Source organism: Pedobacter sp. AC379 (assembly GCF_979258145.1).
In genome coordinates, this window is sequence record NZ_OZ409839.1 from 1468622 (window position 1) to 1490583 (window position 21962).

Sequence of the window (21962 nt, forward strand, 5' to 3'; positions counted from 1 at the left end):
CGAATTACCAATAGAGCCCGTGTTACATTGACATGGTGCCTGACTTTCGCGCGGACAAAACTCCTGCGGAAATAGCGTAAACATTTAATCTTAAAATCATGAAAAAAATATTTCTTCTGGTTGTCCTATTGGCAATCGTTTTCACTGGCCGCGTCATTGCGCAAAATAGCCAGACACAGTCACTTTTAACTTCTTATTACGATATCAAAAATGCATTGATAAATGCAGATGCGACAGTCGCCGCCTCAAAAGCCGCTGAGTTTTCCAAAGAGTTGGTCAATATGGACATGAAATCAATGGCAGAAGCCGATATGAATATATTTATGGGTTTGAAGGATAAGCTTGCCTTTGATGCCAAACACATATTGGAGAGTAAGGATATTGCCCATCAGAGAGAACATTTCGCAACTTTTTCTGCCAATCTTTTTAAACTGGCGAAAGCGGTTAAACTCACCAAAGCGCCTGTTTATTATGCCTACTGTCCGATGAAAAAGAGCTATTGGCTTTCTGATAACGCTGGCATCAAAAACCCTTATTTCGGTAAGCAGATGCTGACCTGTGGTGCAGTAAAAGAGACTATCAAATAATTCATATTGTTATTGAACGGACATTTAGCATTGAGATGTTTTGGTCCGTTCAATATAGCTGTGCATATATTCTACATACAGCTCGAAATAATTTATTCAAAATATATCAATAACAATGAAAACATTAATATATAGCCTTCTGGGCCCACTATTTTTCCTTGCCGCCTGTACAAATGGCAAAAATGAAAAGCAAGATTCTGCTGTAGCGGATTCCACGACCAAAAATGTTTCTAGGGAAACCAATAAGGTAAAAAAAAACCAAACGGCTGCGCTTTTATCCGGCTATCTGAAACTGAAAAATGCCCTTACCACGGACGATGATAAACAAGCTGCTGCCGCAGGCAGTGAAATAGTCGCAGGGTTCGCCAGTTTTGATGAAAAATCATTGACCTCGGAGCAGGCCAGGGCATATAGCGATATTCGGGATGATGCCAAGGAGCACGCAGAGCATATCGGTTCCAATGCAGGCAATATTGCCCATCAACGTGAGCATTTCGATATGCTGAGCAAAGACATGTACGACATGATCAAGCTCCTTGGCACTGACAAGCCCCTGTATGTTGACCGTTGTCCCATGTACAACAACAACAAGGGTGCGATGTGGGTGAGTGAGGTAAAGGAGATCAAAAACCCTTACCTTGGAAAAACGATGCCGACCTGTGGTACTGTTAAGGAAGAACTGAAATAGCACAAAAATGACGGGCATAAAGAAAATCTTTCTTGGGCTATTAGTTATCTTCCTGCTTATGCAGATCTTACAGCCTGCACGCAATAAAAGCGCGCAGGTTATGCCTCAGGATATATCCACACTTGTTCCTGTGCCTGATGATGTACAGGGGATACTTAAAAAATCATGTTATGACTGTCATAGCAACAACACAGAATATCCATGGTATGCCTATGTTCAGCCGCTTCACTGGTACCTTAACAGTCACATACGATCGGGAAAAGAGGAGCTAAACTTTAATGAATTCGCCGGCTATACCTTGCGAAGGCGTCAGAACAAACTTCGGGCCATAGAAAATAGCTTAAAAGATGGTACAATGCCGCTTTCTTCTTATATCATGATCCACAGAAATGCAATATTAGATCCGAGGGAAAAGTCGATACTCATAAAGTGGGTACAGGATTCAAGGGATAGTTTGACCAGAAAGAATCTCACTGCTCTTTAAATTAACAAAGAAATGAAAAATATATTAACAGTCTTTTTATTGATACTCTATTCTGTGGTTTCCGCCCAGGATATGAAGGGAATGAAAACGGACAAGAACGGCAGTGCTGGTCAGTCCAGGGTGATCTATACCTGTGTGATGCACCCGGAAATACAATCGGAAAAACCCGGGAACTGTCCAAAGTGCGGAATGAAGCTTATCCTGCAGAAAGGTAAAGCGGATAAGGCAAAGACAGCTGATCTACTCAATAAGAAACAGGAAGCAAAAAAGGGGGCTATGGAAGTCATGAAAATGCCGGCAGAAAAATTGGAAAGTAAGCCGAAACCAGAATCAGTAACCTATACCTGCCCAATGCACCCCGAGATCCATGATTCCAAACCTGGCAACTGTCCCAAATGTGGGATGAAGCTTGTTAAGGAAAAGCCCAAGGCTAACCCTGAGAAGAATGGGGAAATAAAGGAAAGTTCCAAAAAGAGTGAGGATATGGGTGATATGGCGGGCATGGCAATGGATGATAACGGTTCTGACATGGAAAATATCAAAACTGCAAAGGCTAATTTGGGCCCGATTAGAACCGTTTCGAATAAATTTCCGCCACGCACCGTGCGTTATGATCTTTACATAGCCGATACAACGGTAACTTATGGAAAAAAATCAAAGCGGGCAATTGCGGTAAACGGACAGATTCCTATGCCGACACTGACCTTTACGCAAGGCGATACCGCACTGATCTACGTGCATAATAATCTTGACGAGGAAACCGCACTGCACTGGCACGGACTTTTTCTTCCGAACAAGATGGACGGTGTTCCTTTTCTGACCCAAATGCCGATCAAACCGCACGCTACTTACATCTATAAGTTCCCCATCGTCCAGCATGGAACGCACTGGTACCACAGCCATAGCGGCCTTCAGGAACAGATAGGTATGTATGGGGCATTTATAATGAACAAACGTACGGAGTGGGATATTCCAACCCTTCCAGTAGTCATTAGCGAATGGACAGATATGAAGCCCGAGGAGGTTCATAGAAGCCTGAAAAATGCCAACGACTGGTTTGCAATCAAAAAAGGGACTACCCAGAGTTATGCAGAAGCGATCAGGACCGGACATTTTAAAACAAAGGTAGCCAATGAATGGAAGCGCATGAATGCCATGGATGTGAGCGATGTGTATTATGAAGCCTTTCTCATCAATGGGAAAAATCAGAACGAACAGCCGCAGTTCAAGGCTGGGGACAAGGTAAGGCTGCGTATTGCAAATGGGGGTGCCTCAGATTATTTCTGGCTTAAATATGCAGGGGGCAAGATTACCGTTGTGGCGACTGATGGAAATGATGTGGAGCCTGTAGAGGTCGACAGGCTGATTATAGCGGTTTCCGAAACCTATGATGTAGTGGTCACGATTCCGGAAAATAAGAGCTATGAATTTTTGGTCACTCCTGAAGACCGTACGGGATCAGCATCGCTATGGCTGGGCAAGGGAGAAAAGGTGCATGCAGAGAAAATGCCCAAACTGAAATATTTTGCCGGAATGAAGATGATGAACGATATGATGGATATGAGCGGCAATATGGTACAGATGGAAGGCATGAAGATGCAGAACCAGCTTATGGATATGAATACGGTGATGTACCCGGAGGTAACCGGCGAAGAAAATCCGAAAACAGAGAAAAAAATGAAAGGGATGCCGGGTATGCAGATGTCTGTTGACAAGACCATGGCAGGGATGAATATGGAGGCAGAAACCGCCGATATCGTTACTCTGAACTATAATATGCTTCGAGATCCAAAGAAAACAACCCTGCCAAAAGGCCCATGGAAGGAACTCAAGTTTGACCTTACGGGAAATATGAACCGTTACGTCTGGACGCTGGATAACAAAACTGTTTCTGAAAGCGATAAGATACTGATAAAAAAGGGCGAAAATGTTAGGATAATCCTTTACAACAACAGTATGATGCGCCATCCTATGCACCTTCACGGCCATGACTTCAGGGTAATTAACCGGCAGGGAGAATATGCCCCAATGAAGAACATTATCGACATCATGCCCATGGAGCGGGATACCCTTGAATTTGCAGCAACAGAGCCAGGAGGCGACTGGTTCTTCCACTGCCATATTCTCTACCATATGATGAGCGGTATGGGAAGGGTATTCAGTTATGAGAATTCTCCGCCTAATCCCGAAATTCCGGACCCCAAGCTGGCACAGCGAAAACTTTTCAGTGATGACAGGGCATTTCATCCAATGGCACGGGTTGGGATTGAAACAAACGGAAGTGATGGTGAGTTTATGCTCGCCAATACCCGTTACCGCTTTACCACTGAATGGCGGATTGGGTTTGACAAGGAAATGGGCTATGAAAGTGAAAGTCATTTTGGAAGATATATCGGGCGAAACCAATGGCTATTGCCCTATGTCGGATGGGATTTTAGAAAAAGAACGGTTGATCCCTTGGACAAGAATGTTTTCGGGCAATCACTTTCGCCGGGAAACAATCTTTTCGGGCAGGGAAATACCAAAAATTTCAGGCAGGTATTTCATTTGGGAGTTCAATATACCCTACCGCTGTTGATCGTTGCAGATGCTTCCCTCGATCACAAGGGGAATGTCAGGTTTCAGCTGATGAGGGAAGATATCCCTGTTTCCAAAAGACTGCGCTTCCAGTTTATGGTCAATACCGATAAGGAATATATGGCCGGATTCAGGTACATCGTTACGAAGTACTTTGGGCTTTCAACACATTACGACAGTGATATGGGCTATGGCGCCGGATTGACATTAAGCTACTAACAAATCAAAAACATGGAACACACCTATAAAATAACCGGAATGAGCTGTCAGGGCTGTCGGAGCAAAGTTGAAAATGTGCTGAATGCGATTGATGGCGTTTCTGCACAGGTAACCCTTGAACCTGCTGAAGCCGTCATAACTATGCAAGAACATATCCCCATAGAAAAGCTGCAGGAGGCTCTTTCTGCCGCCGGACATTATGGTATTGAAATGGCAGTTCAGGGAAAACATGTTCTAAATTCGTCAGAACATCATAATCAGGATCATTCAGCCAATGAGCAAAGTCCCGCGGCTCAAAATGATGATAAAAATGAAGAGGGAGGCCTGTTTTATTGTCCTATGCACTGTGAAAGTCAGAAGACTTATGATAAGCCAGGTCACTGCCCTGTATGCGGGATGGACCTGGTAAAACAGCCTGCCAAGAAACAGGCATCTCAATTTACCTGCCCCATGCATCCCGAGATTATCAGGGACAAATCAGGATCATGTCCGCTCTGCGGAATGGACCTGGTGCCTACTGGGACAAACCTTGAAGAAGAAGATAAAACTTATGAAACCCTGCTCAAAAAGTTCAAGATAGCAGCAGGTTTTACCATACCCATTTTTGTTATAGCCATGACTGAAATGATTCCAAATAATCCATTGTTTGATCTATTGGAACTTAAATACTGGAATTGGGTTCAGTTTTTTCTTTCTATTCCGGTGGTCTTTTATGCAACCTGGATGTTCTTTCAGCGGGCATGGCAATCTATAATAACCTGGAAACTGAACATGTTTACACTGATTGGGATTGGTGCCGGGGTTGCCTGGGGCTTCAGTATTGTTGCCCTTCTATTCCCCGGAGTTTTTCCTGATCAGTTTAAAACACATCATGGCACCGTTTTCGTTTATTTTGAGGCGGCAACCGTGATTCTTACGCTGGTACTGCTCGGTCAGCTTTTGGAAGCCCGGGCGCATGGCAAAACCAACAGCGCCATTAAGGAGCTGTTGAAGCTGGCCCCTAATTCAGCAACAAAAGTGGTTGGGGACAAGGAAATATCAGTATCTATTGATGATATTCAGAAAGGAGATCTGCTGAGGGTCAAGCCTGGTGACAAAATTGCGGTGGATGGTAGTATTAAGACCGGGGAAGCTATAATTGATGAATCAATGATCACAGGAGAACCCGTTCCTGTTGAGAAAAAAATAGGCGACAAGGTAAGTTCAGGCACCATCAACGGCAATAAGACTTTTGTGATGCTTGCCGAAAAAGTGGGCTCAGAAACACTGCTGTCACAGATCATCGAAATGGTCAATTCCGCCAGCCGCTCAAAAGCGCCCATCCAAAAGATGGCGGATAAAATCTCAGGTTATTTCGTGCCTGTTGTGGTATTGATTTCCATCGCAACGTTCGTGGTGTGGGCAGTATACGGCCCCGATCCAGCCTACGTTTATGCTTTTGTAAATGCAATCGCGGTATTGATTATTGCATGTCCATGTGCGCTGGGCCTGGCTACCCCAATGTCCGTAATGGTGGGAGTAGGGAAGGGCGCCCAGTCTGGGATACTGATCAAAAATGCGGAATCCCTTGAGAAAATGAATGCGATTGATGTAGCGGTCATCGACAAGACGGGTACGGTTACAGAAGGTAAACCTTCGGTAGAAAAGGTGGTCAGTGTAAATCCAGATTTTTCTCAGAAGAATATACTCGAAAAAATTGTGGCTTTGAACAGCAGCAGCGAACATCCATTGGCTCAGGCAACTTTGCGTTATGGGGAGGAAAACGAAATATCCGTTAAGGCTATATCTGACTTTGAGGCCGTTACCGGGAAGGGAGTAACAGGCAGTCTGAATGGGGAAAGACTGGCTTTGGGGAACCAAAAACTGATGGAGCATGTTAAAGCGGTGATTGATCCAAGTCTGGCCGAGCAGGTTAGTGCCGCTCAAAGGCAGGGTAAAACAGTTTCTTATTTGGCGGTTGAAAATCAGGCAGTGGGGTTTGTCGTGATTTCGGATAAGATCAAGCCTTCCAGCGCAGCTGCGATTCTAAAGCTCCAGCAGGAAGGCATCAAGGTGATTATGTTTACCGGAGACAATGAGGATACAGCGAGGGCAGTAAGCTCAACTTTAAATCTGGATGGTTTCAAAGCTCAGATGTTACCGGAAGATAAGCTGAATGAAATAAAAAAACTACAGGCCCAAGGCAAAAAGGTAGCCATGGCAGGTGACGGCATCAATGATGCCCCTGCACTTTCCCAGGCTGATATCGGGATTGCGATGGGCACGGGAACGGATGTAGCGATCCAGAGCGCCGCGATTACATTGGTGAAGGGAGATTTAAACGGGATCGCAAAAGCAAGGTTGTTAAGCCATAACGTTATGGCAAATATCAAAGGAAACCTGTTTTTTGCCCTGGGATACAATATATTGGGCATTCCGATAGCGGCAGGTATTTTATATCCGTTTTTTGGAATTTTACTTTCTCCAATGATCGCTGCACTCGCGATGAGCTTTAGCTCGGTTTCAGTTATATTAAATTCCCTGAGATTGAGAAATGCCAAAATCGACTGATATTTTTTAATTAAGAAATAAGGTAGATGCTGTTACCGATGGACGTTATTGAAGTACCTAATAGATCGCAGGCTTTGGTTTTTTCAAGCGGATGAAAACGTAAAATGCAGCTTTTTGATTTTCTAGTCAGCACAAATAAAAATCAAATTAATTTTGGGTTATTGATTTTATATCGTAATATTGCGATATAAAATTATGGGACTTACAAGATCAGAAATATTCACCGACGAGCAGAACCAGCTTTCCACACTGCTGAAAGCAATTGCGCATCCTGCCCGCATCGCCATCCTGCAAAGGATCCTTATATCCAATACCTGTATCTGCGGGGATCTGGTAGAGGAATTGGGCTTAGCACAGGCAACCATTTCGCAACACCTTAAAGAACTTAAAACAGCCGGGATCATTCAGGGAACGATCGAAGGCGTGAGTGTCTGCTATTGTATCAACCCTAAAACCTGGAAATTATTGGAAGAACAGTTGGGTACATTCTTTGGCTCGTACAAAGGCGAAACCAGCTGCTGCTAACCTTTTTTTATTTATATCAATCGTTAAATTGCAATATTATGAACAATGCAGAATTGACTAACTGGCAAACATTCAAAGCCACATTAGAACAACATCCAGAACTGATCCTTCAATTCCAGTATGCGGAAGGTAAGTGGGTAGACGCTTCATACCATATTACCGAAATCAAACAGGCACCGATCGTATCTGTGGATTGCGGAGGAAAAATGAATACCTGGACAGAAATTATCGTACAGCTTTGGGAGCCATCCGTACAGGAAAGCGAAAGGGCCATGCAGGTTAGCAAAGCGTTGTCGATTGTAAGTCTGGTAGAAAAATCTTTACCACTTAACCCCCTGGGAACCGTTAAGATAGAGTTTGGAAACTCACAGTTTGATACCAGACAGATGTATCCCGGCGAATTTTTGATCGATGGCGATAACCTGATCGTTAACCTGATCCCTGATTTTACGCAGTGCAAAGCAATCGGACGTGGGGGAAGTTGTGGAACAACAGAAACAGGGGAAGAATGCTGTGCACCAGCGGTGAAAGAAGAAAAACCAAAATTACAGATGGTAAACCTTGCTGGGGCGGGACAGACCTGTGAACCCGGTTCGGGCTGCTGCTAATCAGCGTATGGAAATTATAGAATTACTCCCCTTGCACTGGGAAGAGGTTAGAATTATTTATCTACAAGGTATCGCCACTAAGCAGGCTACCTTTCAGACCGATGCCCCGGCATGGGAAGAATGGGACAAAGGCCACCTGGCTGGTCTCCGCTATGTTGCTATCATTGATGGTAACGTGGCAGGCTGGGCAGCTTTAACCCCTGTTTCAGGCAGATGTGTCTATGCAGGGGTAACAGAAGTGAGCGTTTATATACATGAAGGCTATCGAGGTAAAGGGATAGGTGGGGCGCTATTGCAAAAGCTGGTTACCGAAAGTGAGGCCAGTAACATCTGGACGCTGCAATCAGGCATCTTTCCTGAAAATACGGGTAGTATCGCCCTGCACGAAAAGCTTGGTTTTAGAGAAATCGGTTATCGCGAAAAGATCGGCAAGATGGACGGGGTATGGCGGGATACAGTGCTGATGGAACGAAGAAGTAAAATAATAGGACAAGAATAAAAACATGAAAAAAATATTAGTACTCTGCACAGGAAACAGCTGTAGAAGCCAGTTGGCAGAAGGTTATTTAAGGCATTTTGCCGGAGATCAGGTGGAAATATACAGCGCAGGGATTGAAACACATGGCGTAAATCCAAAAGCTATCGCAGTCATGGCAGAAGATCATATCGATATTTCGGGACATACCTCGAACCATGTAGATGAATATGGCGGAATTGATTTTGATGCAGTAATCACTGTTTGCGATAATGCCAATGAAGCCTGTCCTTTCTTTCCGGGAAAAGTAGACCGTTTCCACAAGAATTTCCCTGACCCTGCAAAGGCTACAGGAACGCCAGAGGAAATGATGGACGAATTCAGAAGGGTACGTGAGCTGATCAAAGCCTATTCAGCAGATTTTGTAAACCAGTATATAAACAGATAAACCATGAGTGCAAACAATTGTGCCCCCGTTGAAGAACGAAAAAAACTGGGATTCCTTGACCGTTACCTGACCCTATGGATCTTTATCGCGATGGCGATAGGGGTTGGCATCGGCTATTTTATCCCATCATCTTCCGGTTTTATCAATTCCTTTTCCAGCGGTACAACCAACATCCCACTGGCCATCGGCCTGATCCTGATGATGTACCCGCCACTTGCCAAGGTAAAATATGAAAATATGGGCGAAGTGTTTAAGGATACCAAAGTGTTGAGCGTTTCCCTGGTGCTGAACTGGGTGGTCGGTCCGCTGTTGATGTTCTTTCTGGCCATTACTTTTTTAAGGGACTATCCTGAATATATGGTTGGCCTGATCCTGATCGGGCTAGCACGTTGTATCGCCATGGTGGTGGTATGGAACGAGCTGGCAGAAGGTAACCGCGAATATGCCGCTGGCCTGATCGCATTGAACAGCATCTTCCAGGTATTGTTATACAGCGTGTTTGCCTATATATTCATTACCGTATTGCCACCTTTCTTTGGCCTGAAAAGCCTTGAGGTAAATATAACCATTGGTGAGATCGCAAAAAGCGTGGGCATTTATTTAGGATTGCCATTTGCAATGGGTGTTATCAGCAGATATGCACTGATCAAACTCAAAGGTGAAGACTGGTTCCAGAACAGGTTTATCCCATTTATATCTCCTATAACCCTGATCGCTTTGCTGTTTACCATTGTCATTATGTTCAGCCTGAAAGGTAACCTGATCGTACAGATACCAATGGACGTGGTTCGTATTGCCATACCGCTGGTGATCTATTTCTCTATCATGTTCATCGTCAGCTTTTTTGCAGGCAGGTATTTCGGGGCAGATTATTCTAGAAGTACTTCCATTGCCTTTACTGCCACTGGTAACAATTTTGAACTGGCGATCGCCGTGGCCATTGGTGTGTTTGGAATCAATTCGGGACAGGCATTTGCCGGAGTAATCGGACCTTTGGTGGAAGTACCCGCATTGATTGCCTTGGTTAATCTGGCCTTCTGGTTCAGGAAAAAATATTATACCACAACAGAGGCTACTAACTAACAAACAATTCTAAACACCTTTTCAGATATGAGAATTGCATTATTTTCTGACGTCCATGCCAATTTCCCCGCTTTTGAAGCCATGCTGCAAGATATGGACAGCCAAAAGCCCGATGCCGTATATTGTCTGGGGGATCTTGTAGGCTACCATATCTATCCCAATGAAGTCATTGATGAAATCCGCAGAAGAGGGATTGCAACCTTAAAAGGCAACCATGACGAAAAAGTTGAAAATATCATTACCACTCCTGAAAGTTTAAATGAACCGGAAAAAAAATATGCTTATCACCTGATTCGTGAGGATAACAGGGAATATCTGACAACGCTTCCGGCACATATCAGGTTAGAATATAAACTGAACGGTGAAAAACTAAACCTTGTTTTTGCGCACGGCAGTACCAGGAGCATAGATGAATATATCCTGATAGACACAGATGCAGACTATGTTTTGGAAATGCTTAAAGAAGCTGAGGCAGATCTGCTTTTTGTCGGGCACTCCCATAAACCGTATCACCGAATCTTAGAGACACGAGATGGACGGCTTAAACATTTGATCAACCTGGGATCCGTCGGAAAGCCTAAAGACGGTGACCTAAAGGGATGTTACGTTATAGTTCACTTAAATGCAGGCAGTTCCACAACCGATAAAAATAGTATCGAAATTGAATTCAGACGTGTTGAGTACGATGTGGAAGCATCCGCCATAGCTATCATAAACAGCCCCCTCCCCGATGAGTTCGCTGATGCCTTGAGGCTTGCAAAATAGGCATAAGGGATATACCGAACCTTATTTTTGCAAAAATTAGAAGACATTGGCAAATTCTTGGTAAACGGATGTATTAAGCCTTACCCCAAAATTTGTTTTGAGCTATAAATTAGACCAGGACATGCTCTTATATGGAAGCTATGCACGAGGTTTCCGTGCCGGGGGATTGAATACAAATGCTACCGATCCGGCTCAGGTTCCTTATGCACCGGAGAATTCAGACAACTTTGAGATCGGTTGGAAGAATATGTTCTTTGATCACAAGCTAAAGCTTAACCTGACTGCATTTTATCTAGAACAGCACAATCAGCAGATTAGTACTGCAATGGATGGCATCAACGCACTCATCTTAAATGTGGGTGAGATGCGAAATAAGGGTCTGGAACTGGAACTTACTGCGTTGCCTGTTAAAGGCTTGCAGATCGACTGGAATGCAAGCTTTTCCCGCGCACGTTATTCCTCGCTGTTACTTTATAGTGCAGATCAAAATGCAGTGGTTAACTTCAAGGGAAACCAGCCAATTAATACTCCACCCCTTAGTTCTATGCTTGCTGCACAATATACCTACAATTTTGCCAGAAGTAAACCAGGGCTATCTGTTTTTGGCAGGGGAGAGTATCGATACTTGGGCAGGTTTTATTTTGATTTTATTAACGGCCTGAGCCAGCCAGGATACACTCTTTTTAACTTCAAGACAGGTATTACGACTAGGAGATTTGAGCTTAGTGGCTGGATGAGAAACGCATCCAACGCGAAGTATGTAGCCTACGGCTCATTCAGATCCTTCATGCTTGGAAGCCCTAAAACTTATGGAACAACATTTACCGCAAAATTTTAATTCTATCCAAATGAAGAAAGTAATTTTAGCTGCATTGCTGACAATTATTATGGCAGCTTGCACAGATAAAAAAAAGGAAACAAAACAAGACGGTAAAGGTGCAGAAAAGCAAAGGATTGATTTTCCTGCACCTAAGTCAAAGATAAAAACTGTGGGTATTCTGCTGTATGATAATTACGCGTTGCTGGATGCAATGGGTCCATATAATATATTTAGTGAACTGATGGGAGCAAAGGTGTTCTTCGTCGGCCGTCATAAGGGAATGATCTATACTTCCGGTATGAGCGTGCAATGCGATAGTTCCATTAATGAGGTCAAGCAACTTGATATTCTGGTCATCCCGGGGGGCTTAACAGATCCTATTCATTGACAAAGGATACTACCTTGCTGACTTGGATCAGGAACATCGACAAACGCTCGAAATACACAACCAGCGTATGTACCGGTGCATGGTTACTTGCCGCAACAGGACTATTAAAGAACCAACAGGCTACAACACACTGGTACGGGAAATCATTGTTAAAAGATGAGTTCGGGATTAGTTCTCAAAATAAGCGTTACGTAAAAAGTGGTAAGTACTGGACCAGCGCAGGTGTTTCTGCCGGAATCGACATGAGCCTTGCAGTGATAAAGGATATCATGGGCGAAAAATATACGCAGATGGTTATGCTAGATCTGGAATATGATCCCCAGCCACCAGTTAAAGGTGGAAGAACGGATAATACTGACCCCTTCGTTGTAAAGGACATGAAGGAAATGTACGATGGGGGAATGGAAGCTGTACTGCATCCTCAATCAATGAAAACTGGCTATGCTATTGATAATAAGGCCGACCCAGTTTGTCAGATGGCCGTGGCTTCTAGTGTTAGAGATACAGTCCATTATAAGGGTAATATCTACGGCTTTTGCTCGGGCAGCTTCCAGGTTTAAGCAACATCCAGCAGCTTACAACCAGTAATAAATTTAGCTTTTGACCTGCAAATTGTAATCACGCTCTATATCTATTAGGTCTTAAGGCATAAATTAACAAAAAACAATTATAGATTTTCACCTCTCGACTTAGAGAGGTGGAAAATTGCTTTATTCGTTTTCCGTCTTAAATCCTAAAATAAGTGAAATAAAAAGTACATTATTCACTTGCCTTTTCAAGCCAATCCGCAGCCCATCAATGCAAATGATAGACCAGCTTAAATGTGAGCGGAACCTCGCAATGAAAATACTGATGCGCATAAATTATTTAATTTTTTTTGCACAGATCGCATAATACACCTATAGGTAAAGGGGCTGGATATTTGATGTTTTATCGGGTCCTATTGCAAAAGTTAATCGTGTAGCTTAAAAAGCGACCTTCGTTACTAACGCAATCTGATATTTTATATTTAACGCTATATTTATTAACTTTTATTGTCCGAAAATTTTTTTTACTTCTTTCCATCTCAAAAAACTCACAAGTTGGTTATTTTCACTATTATCTTCAATAAACTGATAGTTATCAGTTTTTCTTCAGTTCAATTTTTTGAGAAAATGTTTTGATTTAGGTGGTTGATAAAGAGATAAAGCGTGTTATTTGCCTCCATAGATAGCCCGCAGTAATTAAATTATTAAATATTTAAATTCCTTTTGGGTGCATCCCGACACAGCACATTAATTTTCTATCTCGTTTTTTAACATAAAATTTGTATTTGCAAATAAATGCATATATTTGCTTAAATTTTTCAGAATGAAAAAATATATTCTGTTTTTATCCTTCATTATCGTATCTATGAGCTGCATGCCTTGCAGTGACATATTTGCTATGGGTAAAATGTCGAATATTCCTTCTACTGAAAAGAGTGTATCCACACATTCTAAAAGTGATCAAACCAGCGATTTATGCTCTCCATTCTGTGTTTGTTCTTGTTGTAATACAACATCTGAAGTTTTACTTATCAATAGTCTTGTCATCATTTCTACATCTGTGAGCACTGAATTTGATGAGGCTTACAAGGGAGAGGTTATCTCATTGCCTTTATCTGTTTGGCAACCGCCAAAATTAAGTTAAAAATCGATTTTCATTTCGATGCTGATTTTTGCCTGCATAATTGTTTGCTGGGCAATCTCTTGCGTTGATCTGTTTTTTTTATTTTTTACTTAATTAAACAAATAATGCTGAAAAAAATTATTCAGTTTTCCATAGCGAACAAGCTAGTTGTAGCACTGTTTACATTGGGCCTGATCGCATGGGGAATTTATTCCCTAAGACAACTTCCTATTGATGCTGTACCCGATATTACCAATAATCAGGTTCAGGTCATTACCCTTAGCCCATCACTAGCTACCCAGGAGGTAGAAAGACTCATTTCCTATCCGGTAGAACAGACCATGTCCACCATACCTGAGATCGAACAGGTACGTTCCATTTCTAGATTCGGACTCTCTGTAGTTACCATCGTTTTCCATGATGATGTTGACATTTATTGGGCCCGTCAGCAAGTAAACGAAAAGTTAGCTGAAGCCAAAAATAATATTCCCTCAGGACTTGGCAATCCTGAAATCTCACCGATATCAACAGGACTCGGGGAGATTTACCAATATGTAATCCATGCCAAGCCTGGTTTCGAAAAGAAATTCAATGCCCGTGAACTCCGAAGCATACAGGACTGGATTGTAAGGAGACAGCTTCTGGGAACTCCGGGCATTGCCGAGGTCAACAGTTTCGGAGGCCTTCTAAAACAGTATGAAATTGCCCTAGATCCCGATAAACTAAGAAGTTTAAACCTGAGCATCAGTGATGTTTTTGCTGCGCTTGAACAAAATAACCAGAATACCGGGGGGCTTATATAGACAAAAAACCTAATGCTTATTTTATCAGGAGTGAGGGCTTGGTCGGTAATCTCGATGACATTAACAAGATCGTTGTCAAAAACAATGCAAATGGTATACCCGTGCTCATACATGATATTGCCACCGTGCAGATCGGAAGTTCTATCCGCTATGGCGCTCTGACCCGGGCGACTAAACAAGGTGAAGGAGAAGCTGTCGGAGGCATTGTGATGATGCTGAAAGGTGCAAATGCAAACAATGTTGTTAAACAGGTAAAGGAAAAAATTGCTCGTATCGGCAAAACCCTCCCTCAGGGCGTAACCATTGAACCTTTCTTGGACAGAAGTGCACTTGTTGACCGGGCCATGGGCACGGTTGCCAAAAACCTGATCGAAGGAGCGTTAATTGTAATTTTCGTTCTGGTCTTGTTCCTTGGGAATTTCAGAGCCGGACTGGTGGTTGCATCGGTCATCCCGCTTGCCATGCTATTTGCGATTTCTATGATGAACCTTTTTGGGGTCTCGGGTAATCTGATGAGCCTTGGTGCGATTGATTTCGGACTCATTGTGGATGGCGCGGTAATTATCGTGGAAGCTACCATGCACATACTTTCGGAAAACAAATTGGGCAGGGCATATACCCAAACCGAGATGAATGAGCAGGTTGAAAAATCTGCCGTAAGGATGATGAGCGCTGCTGCATTTGGACAGATCATTATTCTGATCGTTTATCTTCCTATTCTTGCCCTGGTAGGTATTGAAGGTAAGATGTTCGGACCGATGGCACAAACGGTATCATTCGCCATCATGGGTGCCTTTATATTATCACTTACCTATGTGCCGATGGTGTCTTCTATTTTCTTGAGTAAGAAGGGCGCACATAAAAGGAATTTTTCAGACCGTATGATGGATTTTTTCCAGCGTAAGTATTCTCCGATGATCAAGGGTGCGCTGAACAGACGTTTTCTAGTCGTTGCATTCTCTGTTGTGCTGTTGGCCATCAGTGTTTTCATATTTACGAAAATGGGAGGAGAGTTTATTCCCACTTTAGAAGAAGGCGATTTCGCGGTAGAGACCCGGTTATTGACCGGTAGTTCGCTATCACAGACCATTGACAAAGTAAATCAGGCGTCCAAGATCCTGGTTGAAAAATTTCCTGAGGTTAAAGAAGTGATCGGAAAGGTTGGTGCAGCAGAAATTCCCACAGATCCCATGCCCATGGAAGCCTGCGATCTGACGATTGTATTAAAGGATAAAAAAGATTGGACAACAACCCACGATAGGGAGGAACTGGCAGAGATGATGAGCAAGGCACTTGAAGAAGTTCCCGGCGTTAGCTTTGGTTTCTCTCAGCCGATCCAGCTCCGATCAAATGAACTGATCTCCGGGGTAAGACAGGATATCGGGATAAAGGTCTTTGGCGATGACCTTGAAGCACTAACCAGCATTTCCCAAAAGATAGGTAAGATCGTTTCAGGTGTGGAAGGAGCAAAGGATCTGTACCTTGAACAGGCAACCGGTCTTCCGCAGATCGTCGTAAAAATCAACCGTGATCGCATCGCCCAATATGGGCTGAGTGTAGGCACGGTCAACCAAGCTCTTAACACGGCATTCGCAGGTCAGTCCGCCGGGCTAGTCTATGAAGGTGAACAGCGTTATGATATCGTTGTGCGTCTTTCCCAGCAAAATCGTCAAGGGATAGATGATGTTAAAAACGTATACGTAACCGCACCGAATGGCAACCAGGTACCACTGGATCAGCTGGCACAAATCGAATTCAAGATCGGTCCAAACCAGATTCAGCGGGAAGATACCAAGCGAAGGATTATCGTAGGCCTTAACGTCCGCGGTCGGGATATCCAGAGTGTGGTTACGGAGATTGAATCCAAGATCAATCAGCAGATCAAGCTTCCGGCAGGATACTATATCACTTATGGCGGCCAGTTTGAAAACCTGAAGGAAGCAACCTCAAGACTCTCTGTCGCAGTACCTGTAGCGCTTTTACTGATCCTACTGTTGCTATATTTCTCTTTCGGGTCTGTGAAACAATCCATACTCATCTTCTCGGCTATTCCCATGGCGGCAATTGGTGGTATACTTGGCCTTCTTTTAAGGGGAATGCCTTTTAGTATCTCAGCAGGCGTAGGTTTCATTGCGCTCTTTGGGGTGGCGGTACTAAACGGAATTGTTCTGATTACGGAATTCAACAGGCTCAAGAAAATGAATAAATACAGTATCCGCGATATTGTACTCGAGGGAACTTCCATACGTTTGCGACCAGTGTTGATGACTGCAACAGTTGCCTCTCTTGGATTTCTTCCCATGGCGATATCAAGCGCAGCAGGTGCGGAGGTGCAAAAGCCGCTGGCTACCGTCGTGATCGGTGGATTGATTACCTCAACAATATTAACCCTAATCGTACTTCCCGTGCTTTATACTTATTTTGAAGGTTGGAAAAGCAAGAAAACTGCCCTTCCAACAACTGTAGTTGCCATTGCAATGTTCATCGGACTGCTTTCAATGTCTCCTCAGACGCAAGCGCAGACCATTCCCAATCAGGGCATGAGCCTCGAACAGGCTCTGAACACCGCTTTGAACAATAATCAGGCTGTCAAGTCCTCTACCCTGCAGATTGGCCGTCAACAGGCACTCCGCGGATCTTCAACGGATCTGGGGAAAACGACTGTCGAACTACAGTACGGACAGATCAATACCATTAAACGTGACAATAACTTCTCAGCATCCCAGAACATTCCCTACCCTGGGCTATTTAAAAGCCAGCGTAATCTGTATGATGCGCAAATCAGGGGAGCGGAGATCAGCCTGCAGGTGACCCAGAGGGAACTGTCCTACCAGGTAAAAACTGTATACGCCCAGCTGGAGTATTTTATTGCCCTTCGAAAACTTTACAACAGTCAGGACAGTGTATATAGCAATTTCCTGAAAGCGGCCTCACTAAGGTTTCAGGCAGGGGAAACCAATCTGCTGGAAAAAACTACAGCTGAAACCCAATACAATGAGGTACGCAACCAGATGAGCAAAAACGAAGCTGATATTTTAGCTTACACAGCTGAACTTAAGCGTTTACTTAATACCCGGGAACAAATCAGCATTATGAATGCTGAATTTACTCAGGTATCCTGGAACATCAATCCAACCGATACCGTAACCGCTGAAAATCCAATTCTTGCACTTCAGGCCCAGCAGATTCAAATTGCCGATAAAGCCATCAGGCTGGAACGTTCACGTTCAGGTCCCGATTTCAGTGTTGGTTATTTCAATCAATCCATTATTGGTGCCCAGAACGTTGGCGGCCAGGACCTTTATTTCAATGGTGGCAAGCGTTTTCAGGGTGTTTCAGCTGGAATATCCATTCCACTTTTCTTTAAACCCTTTGCCTCCAGGATAAAGGCGGCAAAGATTGATAAACAAGTAGCAGAAAGTGATTTTGTCCTCTCCCAAACTGACCTGCGCGGGCGGTATGAGCAGGCTTTTCAGGACCTCCAAAAGAATTCCAGAAGTATAGCCTATTATAAGAATAGTGCCCTTCCAAATGCCAACTTGATTTTAAAACAATCTCAAATTGCCTTCCAGGCAGGGGAGATCGGTTATGTGGAATATCTTCAGGCCCTTAGAACTTACTCAGATATCCGTTTCAACTATCTGGAAGCCATCAACCAATACAATCAATCCGTATACACATTACAGTACCTAAAAGGTCAATAACAATATTAAAATGAAAAAATTATTTAAAATCCTAAGCCGATTATCTTATGTAGCCGCACTAGCGGTGCTTCTCTCTTCCTGCGGTAGCAAGGAAAAAGATGGCGCTGGAACGGAAGGCGCTGCGGATAGTACGGCAACTGAAGAAAGCAATTCTGTAGAGCTCAGCCAGTCACAGTTCAAGACTGTGGGTGTAGAACTTGGAAGTCCCGAACTCCGCGCACTCAGCGGTATGCTCAAAGTCAACGGATTTATAGACGTTCCCCCGCAAAATCTGGTTAGCATAACGACCCAGATGGGCGGCATCGTAAAATCAACTCCATTATTACAGGGAACAAAGGTAAGTAAGGGCCAGGTGATCGCTATACTTCAAAACCAGGAATTTGTTCAGATGCAGCAGGACTACCTTGAAAGTAAGAGCCAACTGGAGCTGTCAGATTCAGAATACAAAAGACAGCAGACTCTTGCTCAGCAGAACGTTAATGCACAAAAGACCCTGCAGCAGGCAAAAGCAGCTTATCAAGGGAATCTTGCCAGGGAAAATGCGTTGAGACAACGCCTCCAGCTTATCAACATCAGCCCCTCTACGCTCACCGCCAATAACATCCGCAGTCAGGTGAATATCTATTCCCCAATCAGCGGATATGTAACCAAGGTAAACGTGAATACCGGAAAATTTGTAGCACCCAACGATGTAATGTTTGAGATCGTCAACAGTTCAAACCTTCACGTCGAGCTAAATGTGTTTGAGAAGGATGCACAGATGGTCAAAAAAGGTCAAAAGGTACTTTTTACACTGACCAATGATTCAACCCAACGGACTGCAACCGTGCAACTGGTGGGCGGTGAGATCAATACCGATAAAACAGTGACCGTTCACGCGATTGCCCAGGGAAGTACGGGATTTATACCTGGTACTTACCTGAAGGCTTTAATCGAGACCGGTACCATGCAGGTTACCGCCTTGCCTTCTGCAGCGGTTGTAGACTTTGAGGGTAAAAAATACATTTTCGTCAAAAATACAGCAGATAAAAAAGCAAATGAACCTGCGAAAGCGGAGAACGGGGCTACAACGGCAAGCAGTGGAACAGTGCACCATTTCGAAATGGTGGAAGTGACAACAGGAATATCCGATGGTGGTTATATTGAAGTAACCATGCCCGCTGGAAGAGATTTCGCGGGTAAGGTCGTATTAAAGGGAACTTACGATCTCCTGTCCAAAATGAAGAACAGCGAGGAAGAGTAGCTTCCCGGACAGATATTTTTCAGTACACACAGTTGAATAAGGTGCCTCGTTAGGGAGGCATCTTTTTAAAGAAAAATATGATCCCAAAAAGGCGATAAGTATACCTCAAGTTCTTGCACTGAATATCCAATTAAATCAATCTACCCCGACATGGAAAACAAGAATAAAAAATCTGAAACTAAATCAACTGGCAAAAAGCCCGTAATCCGGGAAAAAGGTCCGGATGCCAAAGAAGTTAAAAAGGAGGAGACTCAGCAAGACAGTAAAACTGCAAAACGCATCACTCCGGAAACGCAACCTAATAGAAAAAAAGAAACGACTAAGAAAAAGGATTCAAATAAAGACCATACTAATGAAGAAGGCGAAGATCATGAACATGGCGGGATTTTCGGTAAAAACACCGAAATGATCTTTGCCATCATCTGTGGGGTGGCCTTAGGGACAGGATTTGGGATTTCCTTCATCGAAGGTGTGCCAGAATGGGCAAGCCTGGTGCTCTACATAACGGCCTATTTCTTTGGTGGTTTCTTTACGGCCAAGGAAGCTGTGGAGACCATACTGAAAGGTGGGTTTGAAATTGATTTTTTAATGCTGGTTGCAGCAATAGGCGCGGCTATTTTGGGTTCATGGGCTGAAGGTGCACTGCTGCTGTTTTTATTTAGCTTGGGACATGCCCTGGAGCATTATGCTATGGGCAAGGCCAGGAAAAGTATCGAAGCTTTGACCAGCCTCGCACCACCTACAGCTCTGGTAGTCAGAGGTGGTAAAGAATCCGAAGTGAGAATCGAGGAACTCGAGCTCGGGGATGTCATTATCATTAAACCAAACAGCAAGATCCCGGCAGATGGGGTTGTTGTGAAGGGGGAAGGTAGCGTTAACCAGGCGCCAATCACAGGGGAAAGTGTTCCTGTAGATAAATCTCCCGTTCCTGACCCCGATACCGACTACACCACCGATAAGAAGATTAAGCCGCAATTCCGCGTTTTTGCAGGAACCATAAACGGCGCTTCGGTTCTTGAAGTAAAAGTCATTCGCGAGGCTAAGGACTCCACCATTTCCCGTTTGGTGAAAATGGTCAACGAGGCGGAAAAACAAAAATCACCTACCCAGCTTTTTACCGATAAGTTCGAAAAATATTTTGTTCCAACAGTATTGGTGCTGGTAGCACTACTATGTTTTGCCTTTTTGGTGATCGATGAACCGTTTAGCAAAAGCTTTTACAGGGCAATGTCGGTATTGGTGGCCGCAAGCCCATGTGCATTGGCAATCTCTACGCCTAGTGCGGTGCTCAGTGGCGTCGCCCGGGCAGCACGTGGTGGCGTTCTGATAAAAGGCGGCAGACCTCTCGAGGATCTGGGTGCACTTAATGCCATTGCATTTGACAAAACCGGCACACTTACCGAAGGAAAACCCCAGCTCACAAACGTCATTCCGCTCAACGGTGTTGATGAGCAGGATTTAATGGCTATCTCCATAGCCGTAGAGAAACTAAGCGATCACCCGCTCGCCGAAGCTATTGTTAAGGGGGCAGGTGAGCGAATGAAGAAAAAAACGCTTCCCCAGGCCCATAACGTGAAAGGGATCACGGGTAGGGGCGTTCAGGCAGAGGTGGACGGCAAAAAGGTATTCATTGGGAACAAAGCGCTCTTTGAAAAAGATGGCATTCCGGACGATATCAGAAAGCAGGTTGAAGATCTGGAAAAGGGTGGACATACTTCGATGCTGGTCAGAGTGGAAAAGAATTTCATTGGTATACTTTCTCTCATGGACGTTCCCAGGGATGAAGCCAAGAATGTGCTTAAAGAGCTTTCCGAGCTAGGGATCAAAAAGATGATCATGCTTACCGGTGATAATCAACAGGTTGCCGAGGCGGTAGCCAAGCAGATTGGGGTAACCGAGGCCTGGGGGAACCTGATGCCCGAGGATAAAGTGAAGGCGGTACAGAAGCTTGCCAAATCAGAAAAGATGGTCGCCATGGTGGGGGATGGCGTGAACGATGCTCCAGCCATGGCCAAAAGCACAGTTGGGATCGCTATGGGTGCTGCAGGATCTGATGTAGCACTGGAAACGGCCGATATCGCCCTGATGGGCGACAAGCTGGAAAGCCTTCCCTTTGCTATCGGACTCAGTCGCAAAGCTAAAGGTATCATTAAGCAGAACCTATGGATTTCCCTTGGCGTTGTTGGTGCTTTGATTCCCTTGACTATTGCAGGGATCGCCACAATCGGTCCTGCGGTGATTGCCCACGAGGGTTCAACCCTTGTTGTTGTATTCAATGCGCTAAGGCTTCTCGCTTATAATAATAGCTATAATAAGAAAACTCCAAAAGGGAAGAAAAAATAAAG

14 protein-coding genes and 3 pseudogenes are annotated in these 21962 nt (G+C 44.1%); all 17 read left to right on the top strand.

Annotation, left to right across the window (positions count from 1 at the left end; genetic code table 11):
* The first annotated feature begins 98 nt into the window (after positions 1-98).
* Positions 99-587 carry a DUF3347 domain-containing protein gene (locus ACZZZW_RS06515; RefSeq protein WP_039474432.1) on the top strand — a complete coding sequence of 163 codons (489 nt, stop codon included), beginning with the start codon at positions 99-101 and terminating at the stop codon, positions 585-587.
* 115 nt (positions 588-702) lie between these two features.
* Positions 703-1275, top strand: coding sequence for a DUF3347 domain-containing protein (locus ACZZZW_RS06520; RefSeq protein WP_231491311.1), 573 nt, complete (start codon positions 703-705; stop codon positions 1273-1275).
* Between the two features lie 7 nt (positions 1276-1282).
* Positions 1283-1759, top strand: coding sequence for a heme-binding domain-containing protein (locus tag ACZZZW_RS06525; protein WP_039474427.1), 477 nt, complete (start codon positions 1283-1285; stop codon positions 1757-1759).
* A 12-nt stretch (positions 1760-1771) separates the two neighbouring features.
* Entirely contained in the window at positions 1772-4555 is a 2784-nt protein-coding gene (locus ACZZZW_RS06530) for a multicopper oxidase domain-containing protein (protein WP_082018555.1), read from the top strand.
* A 12-nt stretch (positions 4556-4567) separates the two neighbouring features.
* Complete coding sequence (locus ACZZZW_RS06535) at positions 4568-7105, top strand: heavy metal translocating P-type ATPase (protein WP_039474424.1); 2538 nt, start codon at positions 4568-4570, stop codon at positions 7103-7105.
* A 195-nt stretch (positions 7106-7300) separates the two neighbouring features.
* Positions 7301-7630, top strand: a complete 330-nt coding sequence (locus ACZZZW_RS06540; protein ID WP_039474421.1) for an ArsR/SmtB family transcription factor — start codon at positions 7301-7303, stop codon at positions 7628-7630.
* A gap of 38 nt (positions 7631-7668) precedes the next feature.
* Positions 7669-8238 (top strand): DUF6428 family protein, encoded by a 570-nt coding sequence (locus ACZZZW_RS06545; RefSeq protein ID WP_039474418.1) that lies wholly within the window; start codon positions 7669-7671, stop codon positions 8236-8238.
* Positions 8213-8737: a GNAT family N-acetyltransferase gene (locus ACZZZW_RS06550; protein ID WP_280740760.1), complete on the top strand. Its 525-nt coding sequence runs from the start codon at positions 8213-8215 to the stop codon at positions 8735-8737. The genes ACZZZW_RS06545 and ACZZZW_RS06550 overlap by 26 nt, the downstream gene beginning before the upstream one ends.
* A 4-nt stretch (positions 8738-8741) precedes the next feature.
* The gene (locus ACZZZW_RS06555; RefSeq protein ID WP_039474411.1) at positions 8742-9161 is read left to right on the top strand and encodes an arsenate reductase ArsC; all 420 of its coding nucleotides are present in this window, start codon (positions 8742-8744) and stop codon (positions 9159-9161) included.
* Between the two features lie 3 nt (positions 9162-9164).
* On the top strand, positions 9165-10244 hold the full coding sequence (arsB, locus tag ACZZZW_RS06560; protein ID WP_131538571.1) for an ACR3 family arsenite efflux transporter: 1080 nt from the start codon (positions 9165-9167) through the stop codon (positions 10242-10244).
* A gap of 27 nt (positions 10245-10271) precedes the next feature.
* Complete coding sequence (locus ACZZZW_RS06565) at positions 10272-11009, top strand: metallophosphoesterase family protein (RefSeq protein ID WP_039474405.1); 738 nt, start codon at positions 10272-10274, stop codon at positions 11007-11009.
* Positions 11010-11100: 91 nt separating this feature from the next.
* Positions 11101-11847 (top strand): annotated as a pseudogene (locus ACZZZW_RS06570) (TonB-dependent receptor domain-containing protein); the annotation flags it as partial.
* A gap of 193 nt (positions 11848-12040) precedes the next feature.
* Positions 12041-12777, top strand: a pseudogene (locus ACZZZW_RS06575) (DJ-1/PfpI family protein).
* Between the two features lie 790 nt (positions 12778-13567).
* Positions 13568-13888, top strand: coding sequence for a DUF6660 family protein (locus ACZZZW_RS06580; RefSeq protein WP_131538569.1), 321 nt, complete (start codon positions 13568-13570; stop codon positions 13886-13888).
* 104 nt (positions 13889-13992) lie between these two features.
* Positions 13993-18374 (top strand): annotated as a pseudogene (locus ACZZZW_RS06585) (CusA/CzcA family heavy metal efflux RND transporter).
* Positions 18375-18384: 10 nt separating this feature from the next.
* The gene (locus ACZZZW_RS06590) at positions 18385-19617 is read left to right on the top strand and encodes an efflux RND transporter periplasmic adaptor subunit (protein WP_039474397.1); all 1233 of its coding nucleotides are present in this window, start codon (positions 18385-18387) and stop codon (positions 19615-19617) included.
* A gap of 150 nt (positions 19618-19767) precedes the next feature.
* Entirely contained in the window at positions 19768-21960 is a 2193-nt protein-coding gene (locus ACZZZW_RS06595; RefSeq protein WP_052266072.1) for a heavy metal translocating P-type ATPase, read from the top strand.
* Positions 21961-21962: the final 2 nt, after the last annotated feature.